Source organism: Pseudoalteromonas sp. SG43-4 (genome assembly GCF_014164325.1).
Lineage (GTDB): Bacteria > Pseudomonadota > Gammaproteobacteria > Enterobacterales > Alteromonadaceae > Pseudoalteromonas > Pseudoalteromonas distincta.
This window is the reverse complement of the sequence record NZ_JACJFB010000005.1, coordinates 45,984-62,944: the sequence shown is the minus strand read 5'-3', so window position 1 is coordinate 62,944 and position 16,961 is coordinate 45,984. Positions and strand designations below refer to the sequence as shown.

The following is a 16,961-nucleotide window of genomic DNA, read 5'->3' as shown; positions in this document are numbered from 1 at the left end:
AATCGATTAACAAAAACTTGATTTAAAATAATGAATACACCAACGCAAATAACATTATCTAACTCATTGGTTATCAATCAATCTGCTCACAGCCAGACCAATGAGTTACCACAGTTACCTAGTGAGGTACTTGCGGCTAAAAACATCCAATTTTCGAAAGACTCGATTACGCTTGATGTATTTATTGATAAGCATTGGCAAACATTAAGGCTTGGCACTACAAGCGCACCACAAAACCTGCAAAAAATAGTCAGTGCTAACATACAAATCAGCCCTGATGGTAAGCAGCTCAACATATCGCCAAACAGTACAACCTTTACTTTAAATCAGCCGGTACAATTGCAGCGCTTGTTAAATTATGTAAGCACGGGCACTGAGGTACAAAGCCAACCAATGGATGTACAAGTTGCTGTATCCCCTTCTCCCAAGTTAGTTATTGATAAACTCAACGCAAGTATTGCCATAAATAAAGACGTAGCCCAGTTACTTACAACAGAACAGCCTTTAAAAGTAGTTGTTAGTACGACTAATAAAGGCGCGCAGATTAATGTTATTAACCGCTTTGCTGATACGGTTCACTCGCAACCACTTAGCCAAACTAAACTTACTAATTTGCTCGCGGCCTTATTACCCAGTGCGCAACTTCAAGCAACACCAAAACTGGCTATTTTAACTCATCCTCAAAAGTCAGGTTCATTTACAACACCTATTACTAATCAACAACTTGCCGAACTACCTAATACACCTATTAAAGTAAATTTAGTGAACCAGGCAGATAAATTATTTATTAAAACCGATACAAACAATATAAAAGTAACGCTTAACAACTCATTCTCAAAACCATTTAACGAGTTACTTTTAGCGCAAAAAAGCAATGCACCTGAAGTAGCCGTTTCTGCGAGTAATATTAAAGTAAATCCATTATTGACCCTAAATAGTCCAATAAAATCGTGGTTACAAAATAGTTTTAGTGATTTAAAAACGCGAATTAATGATGCGGTTAAATATTTTGAAAATAAGCCTTTTGCTACAATAAGTAAATCTGAGTTAACGCAGCTATCAACTTCGCCCGCGCAACAAAAAACGTCTTTAGCTATACAACTGAGTGAATCACCGCTAAATAGAGTTAACATTACTCAAAGTGTGAGTACTGCGTTAAATAACAATACGAGCAATATTTTGCCAGAGCACTTTTCAAGGCTCCCGCCGATTGTACAATTAACGCAACTAGTAAAAGGAAGTGTTAGTGTTTGGCAAACACCTGCAAACACAGCAACAACCTACATGCCAATAACAAATAATACTACCCCAGGTGAAGTGGCGAGCGCTAAGCTAAGTGATTTAAAAGCAAGCCAATTAAAACCCCTTATTACTAGTGAAAGCAGTAAATCGAACACCTTGGTTAACCCTACCAATGAAGTAGTCACTAAGGGACTTACCACCTCCTCAGCACAGCTTGCAATAAACGATAATAATCAAAACAACACAAGCACAGTGAACACTAAAAGCATTACCTTGTTAACTGAGCCGTTATCTAATGCGCCCTCTCGTAGTCAAATGCTACAACCAATAGAAGCAAAACTATTAAGTACATTATTAAAGCTTCCTGATGCCACAACCCCTACAGATAGGCTGGCTTACAATAAACAACTTTTAAGCAGTCAAATTACTGATATTACAGATAAGGCAACAAAAGACACCCCTGATTTAACTCGCTTAATTAATCAGGCATTTAACCGTATGGTTTCAAGTAATAACATAAACCCTGCAACCATACAGCGTGAGATACTTGCTACTTTACAGCCCACTCAACTAGCGGGTGATATGCTGCAAAGTAGTTTCACTAAAGGGCTTGAACAGGTGGCTGTGAGTATTTTAGCTGCGCCTCTGATTAGCCAATCAGTAACGCCTATCAGTTTTAATAATCAAACTGGCTTAGATGCTCTCTTACAAGTACTTATACCTACTTTTAAAATGGGTAACACGGGAGCAAAAATGCTTGAACAGCTTCAACAAGCTCAAGTACAAGCTTTGGCCAGCGAAATCGTACACGTTAAAAACACACTTACCCAAGTAAGTGTCTCAACACCAAATCAACAGCCAGACACAAACCCGCTTGCACAATTTTTATTACCGATGAGATTACCTCCAGAAGCAGCCCAAACAGAAATAACACTTGGACAGTATAAAAAGCCAAGCGCCGGTAAATTAGAAGATAAAAATGTATGGTTTGTCAGATTAAACTTTGATTATGCCCAACTTGGGCAGCTACAAATTACTGCAGAGTTAATGGATAAAGCACTCGATTGCCAGCTATTAGCCTCGAGCCAAGAAGTAAGTGCAATTGCTCACCCTCACTTAGATAATTTAAGATCAAAACTAGCTAAACATGGCTTACAAGTTGGCGAGCTCAATTTAAGGCGAGGCGATGCCAACAATCAGGCATTCTATAAATCTCACGCAATTATTAATATTAAGGTTTAGCTATGAGTGATACACCGATTAATAAATCAGCCATTGGGCTTTTGTACGAAGCTGGTAACACACCCACTGTAAGTGTTAAGGGGTTTGGTGAATTAGCTGATGAAATAATAGCAGCGGCTAAACTAAAAGGAATTATGATCCACGAAGATGCAGCACTTGCTAAAACGTTGTCGCATTTAGAGTTAGGAGAAGAAATTCCTAAAGAGCTTTATTATGTTATTGCAGAGCTTATTGCGTTTTCGTATGTATTAAGAGGTCAATTTCCGCCAGGTTGGCAGGATTTTCAAGGTAAGTTAAATATTAAGGCTTGAGCCAATTTATCCGCACATAAAAAAAGGCGCTAAGCACCTTTTTGTTTATGTAATGAAAATAGTAATTCGGCTTCTGCTCGTGGTAGTTCGCACTCGCGTATTACTTCATCAAGGTCTGCACCTAACTCAACCATTTTTACAGCACGAGAGTAAATTTTAGCATCAGGGTCATCGTATTTTTGCGCCGCTTGCTGTTGCATTAAATCTTGGTTTTGTTGTTCAACTTCAAGCACTCGCTTACCAATACTTAAGAGCCCGGTTCTAATCTCCGAAATTTCACTGCGCAAAATATGAGTCTGCTCAGAGCTATCTTTAAGCTGCTGCGATACAGCATTAATTTCATTCGCGTGTTTATTTTTTAATGCAATAATTAACGCCAGCGATATAAGTCCTACCGCTAACGCTGATATAGCTATACTAAGTAACACCATAATTTATTTGGTAAAGCTTATATATCGCTTAACTCATCCCATTCGTCATCACTGAGTAACTTATTTAAATCAACCAAAATCAGTAATTCATTATCGCGGTTACAAACACCTTGAATAAACTTAGCGCTTTCTTCAGTACCAACATTTGGCGCACTGTCGATTTCAGAGCTGCGCAAGTAAACCACTTCCGATACGCTGTCGGCTAAAATACCAATAACTTGCTCTTCTGCTTCAATAATTAAGATGCGAGAGTTGTCAGTTGCATCAGCAGCTAGCAAACCAAAACGTGCACGAGTATCAATAACGGTAACAACGTTGCCGCGTAAGTTAATAATACCAATCACATATGAAGGTGCACCTGGTACAGGAGCTATCTCTGTATAACGAAGTATTTCTTGTACTTGCATTACATTTACGCCGTAAGTTTCTTCCTCTAGCTTAAACGTAACCCACTGTAAAATTTCATCGTTATTATCTGCGTTTTTATTTGCTGACAGTAATTTATCTTGATTCATGCTATTACCCCGTAATGGTCATTACTACTGACGGCTATCTAAGCCTTTCTCTAATAATATATTTAAATTATCTACGTCTATCAAAGCACACATTTTTTCTTTTATAACGCCAGCAAGCCATGGGCGCTTGCTTTTATTTGTACGCCATTTTACATCTTCTTTACTCAATGTAATGTTATTTATCAACTTTTCAGCTAATAAACCCCACTGGCTATCACCTAGTGTAATCAAATATTGATAATCTAAAGATGCCTCTAATTTATCATCATATTTTTCTGGCATAACCCAACGCGCAGTATCAACAACATTAAGCTTTTCTTCTCTGTTGAGCATAACGCCTTTAAACCATTTCGGCTTACCAAACAAATGATTTACTTCACCTAATTGATGTATTCCACCAAGTGCTTTTAATGGCACAGCCAAGGTCAAGCCAGCAACTTCAAAAAACAATGCCTGAAATTCACCATCAAAATAGTCTGATTGGCTAGTAGTTACAATCTCCAGCTCTGGCTTTTCTATAGTAGTAATTGCAGGTGCTATTACTTCCTCGTCAACCACTTCATTAACTTTTTCAGTTTCAAACGCTGGCTCAGCTATTGGCTCAATTTCAACATTGAGCAAGTCATTATCAAATGTACTCTCTGCTGCTTTTAATTGTTCTTTAGGTTTTGAATGAATATGCTGTTGTGAATCATCTGGGATTTGCTCAAGTAATTTTGCAACTGGCTCAAGGTTATCTACAGGCTCATCTTCACATAACAAAGCCCCAAGGTATTGTTTCATTACTTTTTCATTAGCAAACAATTGCTTACTCATTCATTAACCTTGTTCAATTAAATATTCTAGCAGTGCTTTATATGCGTATACACCGCGCGAGCGAGGACAATACTCTACAGGTACTTTTTGTGCAAAGCTTGCATTTCTAAATTTGGTATCCACCGGTATCACACCTGGCCAAACTTTATCACCATATGTACTTTGCAATGTTTTGTATGCTTCTAACGATGCTTTAGTACGTTTGTCGTACATGGTAGGAATTATAGTATATTGATAATCTTTTGCTTGAGAGGATTGCATCAAATCCATAGTACGCATCATTCTATCAAGCCCTTTGAGTGCTAAAAACTCCGTTTGCACTGGCACTAAAATTCGCTCACTTGCTGCAAGCGCATTGACCATTAACACCCCTAAAACTGGAGGGCAATCTAAAATGGCATAATCGTAATGTTCGCTAATTTTTGCAAGCGCTTTTTTTAGTATTAACCCCATCCCTGTTTTATTACCCATACTTCGATCAAGCGTAGCTATTGCCATAGTCGCAGGTAAAATATCCAAGTTTTGAAGTGTTGATGGACACAAAGCTTGGAGTATCTCTTCACTTTGCATACTTGTACCACGGGCAAAAATATCGTACACACTGACTTCTAAATCCTCTGAGTCAATGCCAAAGTAATAAGTGAGTGACGCATGAGGGTCTGTATCTATAAGCAATACACGTTTACCTTGTAATGCCAAAATACCGGCAAGGCTCACTGCGGTTGTTGTTTTACCAACCCCTCCTTTTTGATTAGCGACAGTCCAAATCTTCACATTACATCCTAATTACTGTTCATTGCGCGTTGTTATGCGAATACCGCCATGAGGCAAACGAATTACTTTTATTGTATCGTCATCTGAAGGAAGTTCAATTTCAGGTTCAATCACTGCAGGCTCATCAGCTTGCCCGTCACTTTTAACCTCTTGTTTTGGCGGTAATCCATACTTAGAAAGTGCGATAACAACTTTACGATTTTCTGCGCGCCCTTGTTCTGTATCGTTACTTGCAAAAGGTGAATATTGGCCATAACCTTCTATCGCCATTCTAGCTGAATTAATGCCTAATGCTTCCAGCTCTACTAAAATTGACGTGGCTCTAGCTACCGACAGTTCCCAGTTCGAACGAAATATCTCATTACGAATACTTTCATCATCAGTATAACCTCGTACTCTTACATAGTTATCTACTGGTGCAATAATATCTTTAACAATCTTGACGACCTGCTTTGCTCGAGAGTGTGCAACTGAACTACCGCTTGAAAATAACATACCTGAGCTTAGCTCTATAATCAGCCAATCTTGGTTAAGCTCTAAACTGGCTTCTCCATCACGGATTTCATCAATAAGCGCTGACTGTAATTTAATTAATAAACTATCAAGAGGTTTGCCTAAATACTTTTGCTGGATATTGCTTGTATCACTTTGGCCGTCGAGTAGCTCAGGACCTTGCTCTTCTTTTAATATACTTTCGCCATAAAGAACTTCTTGTTCAGGTGTCACTCTATCTGTCAATATTCCATTACCGTTGACACCTTCACCTTGCTGGGAGTATTGGCGAGCTGACTTATCAAAAACCTGTTCAAGGGAATCTGACAATATTTGGAATTGTTCTTCTTTATTAATCGCTATCGCATACAGAACCACAAAAAAAGCAAACATAATAGTCATGTAATCGGCATACGATACAAGCCAACGTTCGGTATGTTGACTTTTAGCAGCAGAGTGACGAAGTCGTCGGCGTAACATGTTATTCGTCCACTAAATTAGGGCGCTCTACACGATAGGCTTCAAGCTTTAATTCTATATTTACTGGGCTTTCACCTATGCTTATTGCAATAACGCCTTCAGCAAGCATTTCATGGTAAAGCATTTTTTGCTCTACACGCTGTTTTAACTTATTTGCCATAGGTAAAAACAATAAATTAGCTAAACCAACACCATAAATGGTCGCAATAAATGCCGTTGCAACGCCGGCGCCAAGCATTTGTGGATCGGTAATAAACGACATTGCCTGTATTAAGCCAAGCACCGCACCTAAAATACCAATGGTAGGGCTGTAACCCCCCATTGCTTCATAAACACGCGCGGCTTCAAGCAAACGATCGCGTTCTAGCAGTAAATCAATTTCAAGCGTGTCTCGTAGTTTTTGCTCTGAGCAGCCATCGACAAGTAAGCTTAAACCTTTTGCTGCATACGCATCTGGGTGAGCTAAAGCTTCATTCTCAAGCGCTAAGTAACCTTCTTGACGTGCTTTATGAGACCATCGTTTAACTTGCTCTATTGCGTCTTCAATATCGTATTGTGGTGCAACAAAAACCCACGAGCTCATATTTAGCATTTTTTTGAATGTGCTAGCAGAGGTTTGCAACATAACAGCGCCAAGCGTGCCACCAAGTACAATAATAAGCGCAGGGCCATTAAATAAAGCTGAAACAACACCGCCTTCTAAAGAATAGCCTAAACCTATTGCACCAAGTGCTACCAATAGTCCAAATATTGAGAGTTTATCCACAACCTACCTCTCTCATTATACGTGCTGCAACATCGCTCAATGCTAAGCTTTCACTTGAAAGCCCCGCATTAGCAATTGCTTGGGGCATTCCATAAACGACACAGCTTTTCTCATCCTGTGCCCAAATAGTTGCCCCCGTTTGTTTTAACATTCTTGCACCATCACGACCATCAGCGCCCATACCTGTTAAAACAATAGCAAGTACATCACCTTGGTACGTTTTAGCTGCACTAGCAAACGTTACATCTACGCTTGGTTTATAACTTATTCTCTCGCTATGATCTTCAAATACGCGCAGCGTTCTATTTGCTCCACGCCCCTCTACCATCATCTGCTGTCCGCCAGGCGCTAAATAAGCAGTTCCTGGTTGTAAGCGATCGCCCTGTTGTGCTTCTTTCACTTTTATTTGGCACAAACCGTTTAAGCGCGCTGCAAACGCGGGTGTAAATGCAGCGGGCATGTGCTGAATAAGTAAAATAGGGTGAGGAAAATTAGCAGGCAATTGAGTCAATATAGTTTGCAGAGCAACAGGACCACCTGTAGAAGTACCAATAGCTAAAAGTTGATATTGTTTTCCACTTGCTCGCATTGAGGCAACATTTGAACTTGTCGATGCAACAGGCGCAGCTCTTTGAAAGCTTCTATCAGGCTGCTTGATTTGAGTTGTTGATGTGCTTGTGCTTTGCGAAAGTGAACTTGTTGGTTTCGTTGAAATGACTGGTTTAGCTGGTGTTGCCGCTCTAAATGTTCGCGGTAAACGTCTTCGTCCTATATCTTTTACTTTACTTTGCAAAAGCTTAATTGCATCTTCATTATTGCGTGCAATATCTTCAAATTTTTTCGGTAAAAAATCCATTGCGCCAGCATCTAACGCATCAAACGTTGCTGTTGCACCATCACGTGTAAGTGATGAAAACATTAAGATAGGAGTTGGGTTACTCGCCATTATCTCTTTAACTGCGCTAATACCATCAAGCACAGGCATTTCGACATCCATGGTGATCATGTCAGGACGCAATTGAGCTGCTTTCTCAACAGCCTCTCTGCCATTAACAGCAAAGCCTATAACTTGTATATCGCTATCTTGCTCAAGGATTTCGCTTACTCTACGGCGAAAAAAGCTTGAATCATCAACAACTAAAACTTTAACGGCCATTTAGCTCTCTTATTAAATTTATGCGTAGGTATATATTAAATATATACCTACTTTATTATTAGCCTGCGTAATGTTTTAACATGTTTGGAACGTCTAAAATCAGTGCAATGCCGCCATCTGAAGTTATTGTAGCGCCTGCCATACCTGGCGTTCCTTGAAGTAACGCATCAAGCGGCTTAATCACTACTTCTTCTTGGCCAATTAATGAGTCAACAACAAAACCAATTTGTTGCGTACCAATTTGTACAATAACGACGTGACCTTTAGATTTTCGCTGAGAACGATCTGAGCCTTTTACTAACCAATGCTCAAGGTAAAATAACGGTATCGCCTTTTTACGCACAATAATTGTTAATTGCCCATCAACTACATTCGTCTTCGTTAAATCTAAATTGAATATCTCACTAACACCAGCCAGTGGTAACGCAAATGTTTGTGCGCCAACAACGACCATTAATGTCGGTAATATAGCCAAGGTAAGTGGTACTTTTATTTCTAAAATAGTACCAACACCAAGTTCAGACTGAATGCTTACTGAGCCATTAAGTTGCGTGATCTTAGTTTTAACTACGTCCATTCCTACACCACGGCCTGAAATATCAGATATTTCTTCTTTTGTAGAAAAGCCAGGTGCAAAAATCAGGTTATATGCTTCGGTGTCAGAAAGTCGACTCGCTTGGTCATGATCGAGTACGCCTTTACTAATTGCAATTTTTTTCAGTTTTTCAGCATCCATACCTGCACCATCATCTTTGATGGTTAGCAAAATATGGTCGCCCTCTTGAGACGCTGATAAAGTAACATTACCTGTTCTAGGCTTACCAGCTGCTTCACGAACAGCGGGCATTTCAATACCATGGTCAACTGAGTTTCTAACTAAATGCACAAGCGGGTCGGCAAGTGCTTCAACTAAGTTTTTATCTAGATCGGTTTCTTCACCAATAAGTTTTAAATCAATATCTTTATTTAAGCTACGTGCTAAGTCGCGTACAACGCGAGGGAAGCGACCAAATACCTTCTTAATTGGTTGCATTCGCGTTTGCATAACCGCACCTTGAATATCCGCAGTCACTACATCTAAGTTAGAGATTGCTTTACCCATCGCTTCACTGTCTGAGTTAGTCGCTAAACTAACCAAACGATTTCGTACAAGAACTAACTCACCAACCATATTCATAATTTGATCGAGTCGTTTTGTATCTACGCGAACAGTGGTCTCTGCTGCTGGTGGCGCTGATTTTTTTGGAGCTGCTGCTGGTGGTACTTTAGCTACTGGCTTCTCTGGCGCTTTTTCAACTGGTTTTGGAGTAGGAGCTTTAGCTGGCTCAGCTTTTTTTACTGGTTCACTCACTTGTTTAGCTGGCGGTGAAACAGGTTCAGGTTGTTTTGCAGCTGGCGCACTTTCTATCGATTTAGGAGCAGTGCCTTTACCATGAAGTTCATCAAGAAGCGCTTCAAATTCGTCATCACTAATTTCATCATCTGATGAATTAACTGTATTTACAGCTGGTATAGCAGATTCTACAGGTGTTTTATTGGCATCATTTTGTTCAGGTTTGCTCGTAACTTCACCAAAACTGCCAACACCATGTAACTCGTCTAATAAGCTGTCAAATTCATCATCAGTAATATCACCACTAAAATCACTACTACTTGCTACTGGTTTTTCAACTGCAGGACCTTGTCCTTTACCGTGCAGCTCATCAAGTAAGCTTTCAAATTCGTCTTCAGTGATTTCATCTATTTCAGCATCGCTAACCGAAGGCGCTCCGCTAAATAGTTCATCAAATGCAAACGGATCTTCATCATCAGCTACCGGTGTATCCACCACTTCATTATGAGGTTGTTCAACCTCTGTTTGTGAAGAGGCTTCAGTGGCTTCGGCTTCTGTTGGAGGTAGACCTAAGATATGAAGAGTATGAAGTAATTCAGGATCTGCAGGTTCAGGCTTGTCTCTGTTTTGGATAGTCGCAAACATCTCATTAATGGTGTCTAGTGCTTGTAAAATAACATCCATTAACTCTGAGTTGACTGTTCGCACGCCTTGACGTAGTAAATCAAATACGTTTTCAGCACCGTGACAAGCATCAACAAGTTCTGTCATAGCTAAAAAGCCTGCACCACCTTTTACAGTGTGAAAACCTCTAAATATAGCGTTTAGTAACTCGGTATCTTCTGGATTATTTTCCAGCTCAACTAACTGTTCAGATAAAAGCTCTAGGATTTCTCCAGCCTCTACAAGAAAGTCTTGTAAAATATCTTCATCGACTTCAAACATGCAGTTACTCTCCTCTTAGAAGCCCAAACTTGATAAAAGATCATCAACTTCATCTTGATCAGATACAACATCATTACGCGATTCTTTATCAATAATAGGGCCTTCAGGACCTGCTAAAGTTTGTGTGGCAACTGGTTCTTTTATTTTTTGTTGTTCTACTTTATTCGCGGTGCTGTTAGTGTCGTCTTGTTCAGCAAACGCAGTTAAAAGATGAAGTAAACTTTCTTCTACTTCCCTAACAAGTTCGATAACACGGCGAATAACTTGACCTGTTAAGTCTTGATAGTCTTGAGCCATTAGTACATTTGTCATTAAGTTTTGAAGCTCATCAGTCTTATGATGAGAGTTGTTCATAAACTTATCGATGCTATGGCAAAGTTGCTTAAACTCACCAAGCTCAATCTCGCGGCTCATTAAACGATCCCATGTCGGTTTAATATGAGATATTTCGTCCGCTAACTGTTGGGCTATAGGTAAACTGGCCTCCACTGCATCCATTGTTTTATTAGCCGCATTTTCTGTCATTTCTATAACATAATTAAGCCGCTTTTTAGCATCTGGAATCGCATCTGTCGTTATATCAGTTAAGCGAGTATCAAGCTCAAAACTTTTAAGGGCTTCGTGCAGTTGACGAGTCAACTTTCCAACTTCAGCAAATAATTCAGACTGCTCTTTAGATGCAGCCTCTAAAATCAACTGATTTGCTTTGTCTTGCTCATCATTTTCTAAAAAAACAACGAGCTGACGAGCTTGTTCTAACGTTATTTGAGGCGCAGCTGGTGCTGGCATAAGCCTCTCCCCCATCATTAGCCTAAGCGTTCAAATACTTTTTCTAATTTAGTTTTTAATGTTCCAGCCGTAAATGGCTTAACAATATAACCATTAACACCAGCTTGCGCTGCAGCTATTATTTGTTCTTTTTTAGCCTCTGCCGTTACCATTAATACAGGGATATGTTTTAACTTATCGTCTGCACGTATTGCTCTTAAAAGATCAATACCCTGCATTCCAGGCATATTCCAATCCGTAACTACAAAATCAAACACTTGATTTTGCAACATAGGCAAAGCTGTAGACCCATCATCAGCTTCTTGAACGTTAGTGAAACCTAAGTCACGTAACAGGTTTTTTATAATGCGTCTCATTGTTGAAAAATCATCAACTACAAGAATTTTCATGTTTTTATCCAAAACATCCCCCAGTGAGGTATTAACCTTTGTTTACTTACTACTAATTTATCCAGTCATTGATTTTAGCTTTAAGCTTAATCATCGCCTGACCATGTATCTGACTTACACGCGATTCACTTACATCGAGTATATGTCCTATTTCTTTTAAATTCATTTCATCGTTGTAGTACAAAGAAAGCACCATTGCATCACGCTCTGGTAATGACTTAATTGCACTTAGCAAAGACTCATTAAACCTATCATTTTTAACATTATTAAAAGGTTTATCTTGTGCTAAATCTTGGCCTACAGGAGTAATAACATCCTCATCTACACCAAGGTCTTCAATGCCTAATATTTTACTCGTATTCGCATCATTTAAAATATGATGGTACTCATTGAGCGAAATTTCAAGTTTTTCAGCAACTTCTATGTCCGTTGGTTCGCGGTTCAGACTACTTTCGAGCTCAGTAATTGCTTCTGCAACTTGCCTGTTTTTACGGTGAACTGAACGAGGAGCCCAATCACCACGGCGCATTTCATCAAGCATAGCACCGCGAATACGAATACCTGCAAAAGTTTCAAAGCTTGCGCCTTTTGTTGCATCAAAGTTTTTCGAAGCTTCTATTAAGCCTATCATTCCTGATTGAATTAAATCATCAAGTTGAACGCTAGGTGGTAATCGAGCAATTAGATGACATGCCACTTTTTTAACAAGTGATGCATGCTTCTCAACAATCACATTTAAATTTTGTGTTGATTGATATCCCATAGCTCTATTCACCAGTGTTGTCATAATTAACCGTTTACTAGTTTCTCAATGAAAAACTCTAAATGCCCAGATGGTTGGTTGGGTATTGGCCATTTAACTGCTTTTGTTGCCAGCGTTTTAAACGCAAGAGCGGCTGGCGAATTTGGAAAGAGCTCTACTATTACTTTTTGACGACGTGTTGCTTTGCGCATATTTTCATCATAAGGAACCGTTGCTACTAGCTCCATTGATACATCTAAAAAGCGGTCGGTAACTTTAGATAGCTTTGCAAACAATTCAGTGCCTTCACGCATACTGCGCACCATATTGGCAACAATTTTAAATTTATAAACGCCGTGCTCACGACTTAATACTTTAATAAGTGCGTAAGCGTCGGTGATTGATGTCGGCTCATCGCATACAACAACCATTACATCTTGCGCTGCACGCGAGAAGCTCAGTACCATGTCTGAAATACCAGCAGCTGTATCTACAATTAAAATATCAAATTCGGTATTCAATTCGCTAAACGCACGAATTAGCCCAGCATGCTCAGATGGTGATAATTCAACCATACTTTGCGAACCCGATGTAGCGGGTACAATTTTAATTCCTGCAGGGCCTTCAACTAAAATTTCATCAAGCTCACATTCACCAGACAAGACATGTGACAAGTTACGCTCTACACGTAAACCAAGCATCACATCACAGTTTGCTAAACCCAAGTCAGCATCCAGCACTAATACTCGATTACCTTGCTGCCCAAGTGCAATAGCTGTATTTAGAGAAACATTTGTTTTCCCTACTCCACCTTTACCACCGGTTACAGCGATAACTTTTACGCCGTTGTTATTGTTTTGACTCATTTTGCGCAGGCCGCTTGCTTGATCTAATACTGTGTTAATCATACATCCCTACTGTGCTTGGCGCCACTGCTTGGTGCCTTGAATGTTGTTCTTTTGTTCTTTTTAAATATAATTGCTCAGCCTTTTTAACTAGTTTCTCAGCATTTGCAACACGAATATCCTCTGGTACTCGTTGACCATTAGTAAGATACCCTATTGGAAGGCGATTTTGAATCGCAATACTAATAATCTCACCCAAACTTAATGATTCGTCTAACTTAGTGAAAATACAGCCACTTAACTGTACTTTTTTAAAGTGACGTACAGTTTCTTGCAATACATTAATTTGTGCTGTCGCGCTAAGTACTAAGTAGCTGCGAATATCTACACGTTGGTTACGCATTAACGTGTTTAATTGCTCAGTTAAACGTAAATCTCGCTGGCTCATACCTGCTGTGTCAATTAATACTAGACGTTTATTTCGTAAATGATATAAAACTTCAGCTAATTCATTAGCATCTTTAACTTGCTTAACACCACAACCAATAATACGACCATATGTTGCAAGTTGTTCATAAGCACCAATTCTGTATGTATCAGTGGTTATTAACGCCACTTTATCGGCACCATATTTTTGTGCGCCTAGAGCTGCAAGCTTAGCAACAGTCGTTGTTTTACCCACACCTGTTGGACCCACTAACGCATATACACCACCTTGGCGAAGTATTTCATTATTGGTTGTTTGCATTTGATCTTCGACCATAGTTAACAATGCTTTCCAACCTTGCTTACGAGACACATCATCAGGTACAAAACATGCCATTTGCTGTGCTACTTCTTTATCGATACCCATACCGACTAAACGGTCAACCATACAAGCGCGTGTTGGATCGCGACGCGCCATATCTTGCTGCATCAAGCCTGATACTTGGTGTTCTAATAATTGACGGATTGCGTTCATTTCTTCACGCATTGTTGTCATTTCTTCGCTTTCATTATTAGGTGCTTGTTGGCGAGTGGTTACTGGGCTATCTAAATCATCAAAGTCGCGGTCTAAATCATCAAAACCTAAGCTATCCGCTTGAGTTTGTGGACGAACTGGCGCAGCAACTTCAGGAGCAAACATATTTTTAGTACGCTGCCCCATATCAGGTTCTTGATAGTTATCAGTAGTATCAATACCCGATTGTGAAAACATCGATGCAAGCTCAGGAGAACGAGGACGCGGTGATTGACGCTCTAATAATGCTTGTAGGCTGTCAGCAACTTTTGCTTGAGGCTCAGGCTTGGCACGCTGTGGCTCTGGTTTTACAAAGTTATGCATGCTTTGTTGTGGCGCCTGAGTACGCGGCTCTGCAGGGCGTTGTGGTTGCGCTGCTACTTTAGGGGCTGCTTTGTCATAATCAACTGCCGCTACAATTTCTACACCGTTAGCCAGTTTTTTATTTGACATAATAACCGCATCAACACCTAACTCATCTTTAACTTCTTTAAGTGCTGTGCGCATATCTTTAGCAAAAAAACGTTTAATTTTCATGATTCAACCCCTGTTAAAATCTTATTGTTGGCCTACCGAGCTTACAATTTTGATCTGTCTTTCGTCTGGTACCTCTTGATAAGACATCACTCTCAATCCTGGAATGGTGTACTTAACAAAACGAGATAACACAGTGCGTAACATTCCTGACGTTAGCAATATAGAAGGTTCGCCGGCCATTTCTTGATTTTGATGCGCTTGTGTCAATGACACTTGAAGTCGCTCTGCAAGTCCTGGCTCAATACCGGCACCTTCATCGCCTGCATTTTGTAATGACTGATGCAACATCTGTTCCAACTCAGGCGCCAAGGTTATGACAGGGATTTCTGATGACATTCCCACCGCATCTTGAACAATTAATCTACGCAGTGAAATACGCACTGCAGCCGTTAATACATCAGGGTCTTGACTACGTGGGCCATACTCAACAAGGGTTTGAACAATTGAGCGCATATCGCGAATAGCCACGCCTTCATTTAATAAATTTTGTAGTACTTTTACAATAGCAGTTAATGGCAATACATCAGGTACTAGTCCTTCCACTAAGCGAGGATGGCTTTTAGCAAGCATATCAAGTAGGTTTTGAACTTCTTCATGCCCTAGTAATAACGCTGCACTGTTAGTTAATAACTGGCTAATATGAGTGGCAACTACCGTGGCTGAATCTACAACGGTATAACCTAGTGATTGTGCTTCATCTTTTTGATCAGGCTTGATCCATACGGCATCAAGGCCAAACGCAGGATCTTTTGTTTCAACCCCTTTAATTGGACCAAATACTTGTCCTGGGTTAATCGCTAGCTCGTCGCCATGCTTAAGCTCGCTTTCACCGGTTGAAACCCCCATTAGTGTTATTCTGTAAGCGTTAGGGTCAAGCTCTAAGTTGTCGCGTATATGTACCGGCGGCACTAAAAAACCAAGCTCTTGAGAAAGCTTTTTACGCACCCCCTTAATACGATTAAGTAGCTCACCACCTTGTGATTGGTCCACTAACGGAATTAATCTATAACCGACTTCTAAGCCAATTACATCAACCTGCTGAACGTCATCCCAGCCTAGTTCTTTTTGTTCTTGTTTATTAGCAACACCCGTTGCAACGCTTCCGCCATTAGCGGCCTCTTCAGCTTCTGCCGCAGCAGCTTTTAATTTACTTTGCTGTGTGTAGTAAGCTAAGTAACCCAGTAACGCACCTAAACTTAAAAAAGCAATATGCGGCATACCAGGCACTAAGCCCATGATGATCAAAATACCAGATGCAATAAAGAGTGACTTTTCGTTGCCTAGTTGTTTCTTAAATTGGTCCCCCATATTGAGCGACTCATTTTGGCGTGTTACAACAATCGCGGTACCAATTGAAAGCAGTAAAGAAGGGAGTTGAGCAACTAAGCCATCGCCAATGGTAAGTAATGTATATACTTCCATTGCATTGCCAAAACTCAAATTGTGCTGGATCATACCGACAAATAAACCACCAACAATATTGATGATTAGTATAACAATACCTGCAATCGCATCACCTTTTACAAATTTACTCGCACCATCCATTGAGCCGTAAAAATCAGCTTCGCGAGTTACTTCCTCGCGGCGGTCACGCGCTTGTTCTGCGCTGATAAAGCCTGCGTTCAAATCGGCGTCAATTGCCATTTGTTTACCCGGCATTGCATCAAGGGTGAAACGCGCAGATACCTCAGAAATACGACCAGCACCTTTAGTAATTACTACAAAGTTAATAATGATCAGGATTAAAAACACAACCAAACCAACAGCGTAGTTACCACCAATAACAACTGAGCCAAATGCTTCAATTACTTTACCGGCAGAGTCACCACCATTATGGCCTTCAAGTAACACAACTCGAGTACTGGCAACGTTAAGTGCTAAGCGCATAATTGTAGCGATTAGTAATACAGAGGGGAAAATACCAAATTCAACTGGCTTCATCGTGTAAACAGTTACAAGTAAAACCACTAACGCGAGAGCAATATTAAACGAGAAAAGGATATCGAGTAAAAATGGCGGTAGTGGTAAAATCACCATTCCCAAGGCAGCAAGCACAAGCAAAGGTGTACCTACCCCTTTGGCATAGTCTTTTTTGTCTCTGTTAAGTTGTTGTAATACCGCTTTAAAACTCATAATTCTACAATTTCAAAAAATTG

At 40.0% G+C, this 16,961-nt stretch carries 16 protein-coding genes; 2 read left to right on the top strand and 14 right to left on the bottom strand.

Annotated elements, in window-relative coordinates:
• Nucleotides 1-30: 30 nt before the first annotated feature.
• A complete protein-coding gene (locus H5160_RS06575) occupies nt 31-2,484 on the top strand; it encodes a flagellar hook-length control protein FliK (protein ID WP_182737106.1) in 2,454 nt (817 codons plus the stop codon).
• A 2-nt stretch (nt 2,485-2,486) separates the two neighbouring features.
• Nucleotides 2,487-2,795, top strand: coding sequence for an EscU/YscU/HrcU family type III secretion system export apparatus switch protein (locus H5160_RS06570; RefSeq protein ID WP_007377933.1), 309 nt, complete (start codon nt 2,487-2,489; stop codon nt 2,793-2,795).
• Between the two features lie 29 nt (nt 2,796-2,824).
• Here H5160_RS06570 and H5160_RS06565 read toward each other — a convergent pair whose 3' ends face one another.
• From H5160_RS06565 to flhA, 14 genes are read right to left on the bottom strand one after another with little or no spacing between them, the layout of a single operon-like run.
• A complete protein-coding gene (locus H5160_RS06565; RefSeq protein WP_024595394.1) occupies nt 2,825-3,226 on the bottom strand; it encodes a DUF2802 domain-containing protein in 402 nt (133 codons plus the stop codon).
• A 17-nt stretch (nt 3,227-3,243) separates the two neighbouring features.
• The gene (locus tag H5160_RS06560) at nt 3,244-3,741 is read right to left on the bottom strand and encodes a chemotaxis protein CheW (RefSeq protein WP_002959294.1); all 498 of its coding nucleotides are present in this window, start codon (nt 3,739-3,741) and stop codon (nt 3,244-3,246) included.
• A 24-nt stretch (nt 3,742-3,765) separates the two neighbouring features.
• A complete protein-coding gene (locus tag H5160_RS06555; protein ID WP_024595393.1) occupies nt 3,766-4,557 on the bottom strand; it encodes a chemotaxis protein CheW in 792 nt (263 codons plus the stop codon).
• Nucleotides 4,558-4,560: 3 nt separating this feature from the next.
• The gene (locus H5160_RS06550; RefSeq protein WP_182737104.1) at nt 4,561-5,331 is read right to left on the bottom strand and encodes a ParA family protein; all 771 of its coding nucleotides are present in this window, start codon (nt 5,329-5,331) and stop codon (nt 4,561-4,563) included.
• 12 nt (nt 5,332-5,343) lie between these two features.
• On the bottom strand, nt 5,344-6,303 hold the full coding sequence (locus H5160_RS06545; RefSeq protein ID WP_182721174.1) for a flagellar motor protein MotB: 960 nt from the start codon (nt 6,301-6,303) through the stop codon (nt 5,344-5,346).
• 1 nt (nt 6,304) lies between these two features.
• The gene (locus H5160_RS06540) at nt 6,305-7,069 is read right to left on the bottom strand and encodes a flagellar motor protein (RefSeq protein WP_024595391.1); all 765 of its coding nucleotides are present in this window, start codon (nt 7,067-7,069) and stop codon (nt 6,305-6,307) included.
• Nucleotides 7,062-8,225 (bottom strand): chemotaxis response regulator protein-glutamate methylesterase, encoded by a 1,164-nt coding sequence (locus H5160_RS06535; protein WP_182716005.1) that lies wholly within the window; start codon nt 8,223-8,225, stop codon nt 7,062-7,064. Before H5160_RS06535 ends, H5160_RS06540 begins: the two co-directional genes overlap by 8 nt.
• A 58-nt stretch (nt 8,226-8,283) precedes the next feature.
• Nucleotides 8,284-10,503 (bottom strand): chemotaxis protein CheA, encoded by a 2,220-nt coding sequence (locus H5160_RS06530; RefSeq protein WP_182716006.1) that lies wholly within the window; start codon nt 10,501-10,503, stop codon nt 8,284-8,286.
• Nucleotides 10,504-10,518: 15 nt separating this feature from the next.
• Entirely contained in the window at nt 10,519-11,292 is a 774-nt protein-coding gene (locus H5160_RS06525) for a protein phosphatase CheZ (protein WP_024595388.1), read from the bottom strand.
• A 17-nt stretch (nt 11,293-11,309) separates the two neighbouring features.
• On the bottom strand, nt 11,310-11,693 hold the full coding sequence (cheY, locus tag H5160_RS06520) for a chemotaxis response regulator CheY (protein ID WP_008132609.1): 384 nt from the start codon (nt 11,691-11,693) through the stop codon (nt 11,310-11,312).
• A gap of 40 nt (nt 11,694-11,733) precedes the next feature.
• Nucleotides 11,734-12,444 (bottom strand): RNA polymerase sigma factor FliA, encoded by a 711-nt coding sequence (locus tag H5160_RS06515; RefSeq protein ID WP_002959310.1) that lies wholly within the window; start codon nt 12,442-12,444, stop codon nt 11,734-11,736.
• Between the two features lie 26 nt (nt 12,445-12,470).
• Nucleotides 12,471-13,331, bottom strand: a complete 861-nt coding sequence (locus tag H5160_RS06510) for a MinD/ParA family protein (protein WP_002959312.1) — start codon at nt 13,329-13,331, stop codon at nt 12,471-12,473.
• Nucleotides 13,324-14,805 (bottom strand): flagellar biosynthesis protein FlhF, encoded by a 1,482-nt coding sequence (gene flhF / locus H5160_RS06505; protein WP_154903545.1) that lies wholly within the window; start codon nt 14,803-14,805, stop codon nt 13,324-13,326. The genes H5160_RS06510 and flhF overlap by 8 nt, the downstream gene beginning before the upstream one ends.
• Before the next feature lie 21 nt (nt 14,806-14,826).
• Entirely contained in the window at nt 14,827-16,938 is a 2,112-nt protein-coding gene (gene flhA, locus H5160_RS06500) for a flagellar biosynthesis protein FlhA (RefSeq protein ID WP_039484610.1), read from the bottom strand.
• Nucleotides 16,939-16,961 lie beyond the last annotated feature (23 nt).

What these genes read in the sequence shown, in the direction of transcription:
- H5160_RS06575 (WP_182737106.1), top strand. Translation starts at nt 31, where the DNA reads ATGAATACACCAACGCAAATAACATTATCTAACTCATTGGTTATCAAT.
- H5160_RS06570 (WP_007377933.1), top strand. Translation starts at nt 2,487, where the DNA reads ATGAGTGATACACCGATTAATAAATCAGCCATTGGGCTTTTGTACGAA.
- H5160_RS06565 (WP_024595394.1), bottom strand. Translation starts at nt 3,226, where the DNA reads ATGGTGTTACTTAGTATAGCTATATCAGCGTTAGCGGTAGGACTTATA.
- H5160_RS06560 (WP_002959294.1), bottom strand. Translation starts at nt 3,741, where the DNA reads ATGAATCAAGATAAATTACTGTCAGCAAATAAAAACGCAGATAATAAC.
- H5160_RS06555 (WP_024595393.1), bottom strand. Translation starts at nt 4,557, where the DNA reads ATGAGTAAGCAATTGTTTGCTAATGAAAAAGTAATGAAACAATACCTT.
- H5160_RS06545 (WP_182721174.1), bottom strand. Translation starts at nt 6,303, where the DNA reads ATGTTACGCCGACGACTTCGTCACTCTGCTGCTAAAAGTCAACATACC.
- H5160_RS06535 (WP_182716005.1), bottom strand. Translation starts at nt 8,225, where the DNA reads ATGGCCGTTAAAGTTTTAGTTGTTGATGATTCAAGCTTTTTTCGCCGT.
- H5160_RS06530 (WP_182716006.1), bottom strand. Translation starts at nt 10,503, where the DNA reads ATGTTTGAAGTCGATGAAGATATTTTACAAGACTTTCTTGTAGAGGCT.
- H5160_RS06525 (WP_024595388.1), bottom strand. Translation starts at nt 11,292, where the DNA reads ATGCCAGCACCAGCTGCGCCTCAAATAACGTTAGAACAAGCTCGTCAG.
- H5160_RS06515 (WP_002959310.1), bottom strand. Translation starts at nt 12,444, where the DNA reads ATGGGATATCAATCAACACAAAATTTAAATGTGATTGTTGAGAAGCAT.
- H5160_RS06510 (WP_002959312.1), bottom strand. Translation starts at nt 13,331, where the DNA reads ATGATTAACACAGTATTAGATCAAGCAAGCGGCCTGCGCAAAATGAGT.
- flhF (WP_154903545.1), bottom strand. Translation starts at nt 14,805, where the DNA reads ATGAAAATTAAACGTTTTTTTGCTAAAGATATGCGCACAGCACTTAAA.
- flhA (WP_039484610.1), bottom strand. Translation starts at nt 16,938, where the DNA reads ATGAGTTTTAAAGCGGTATTACAACAACTTAACAGAGACAAAAAAGAC.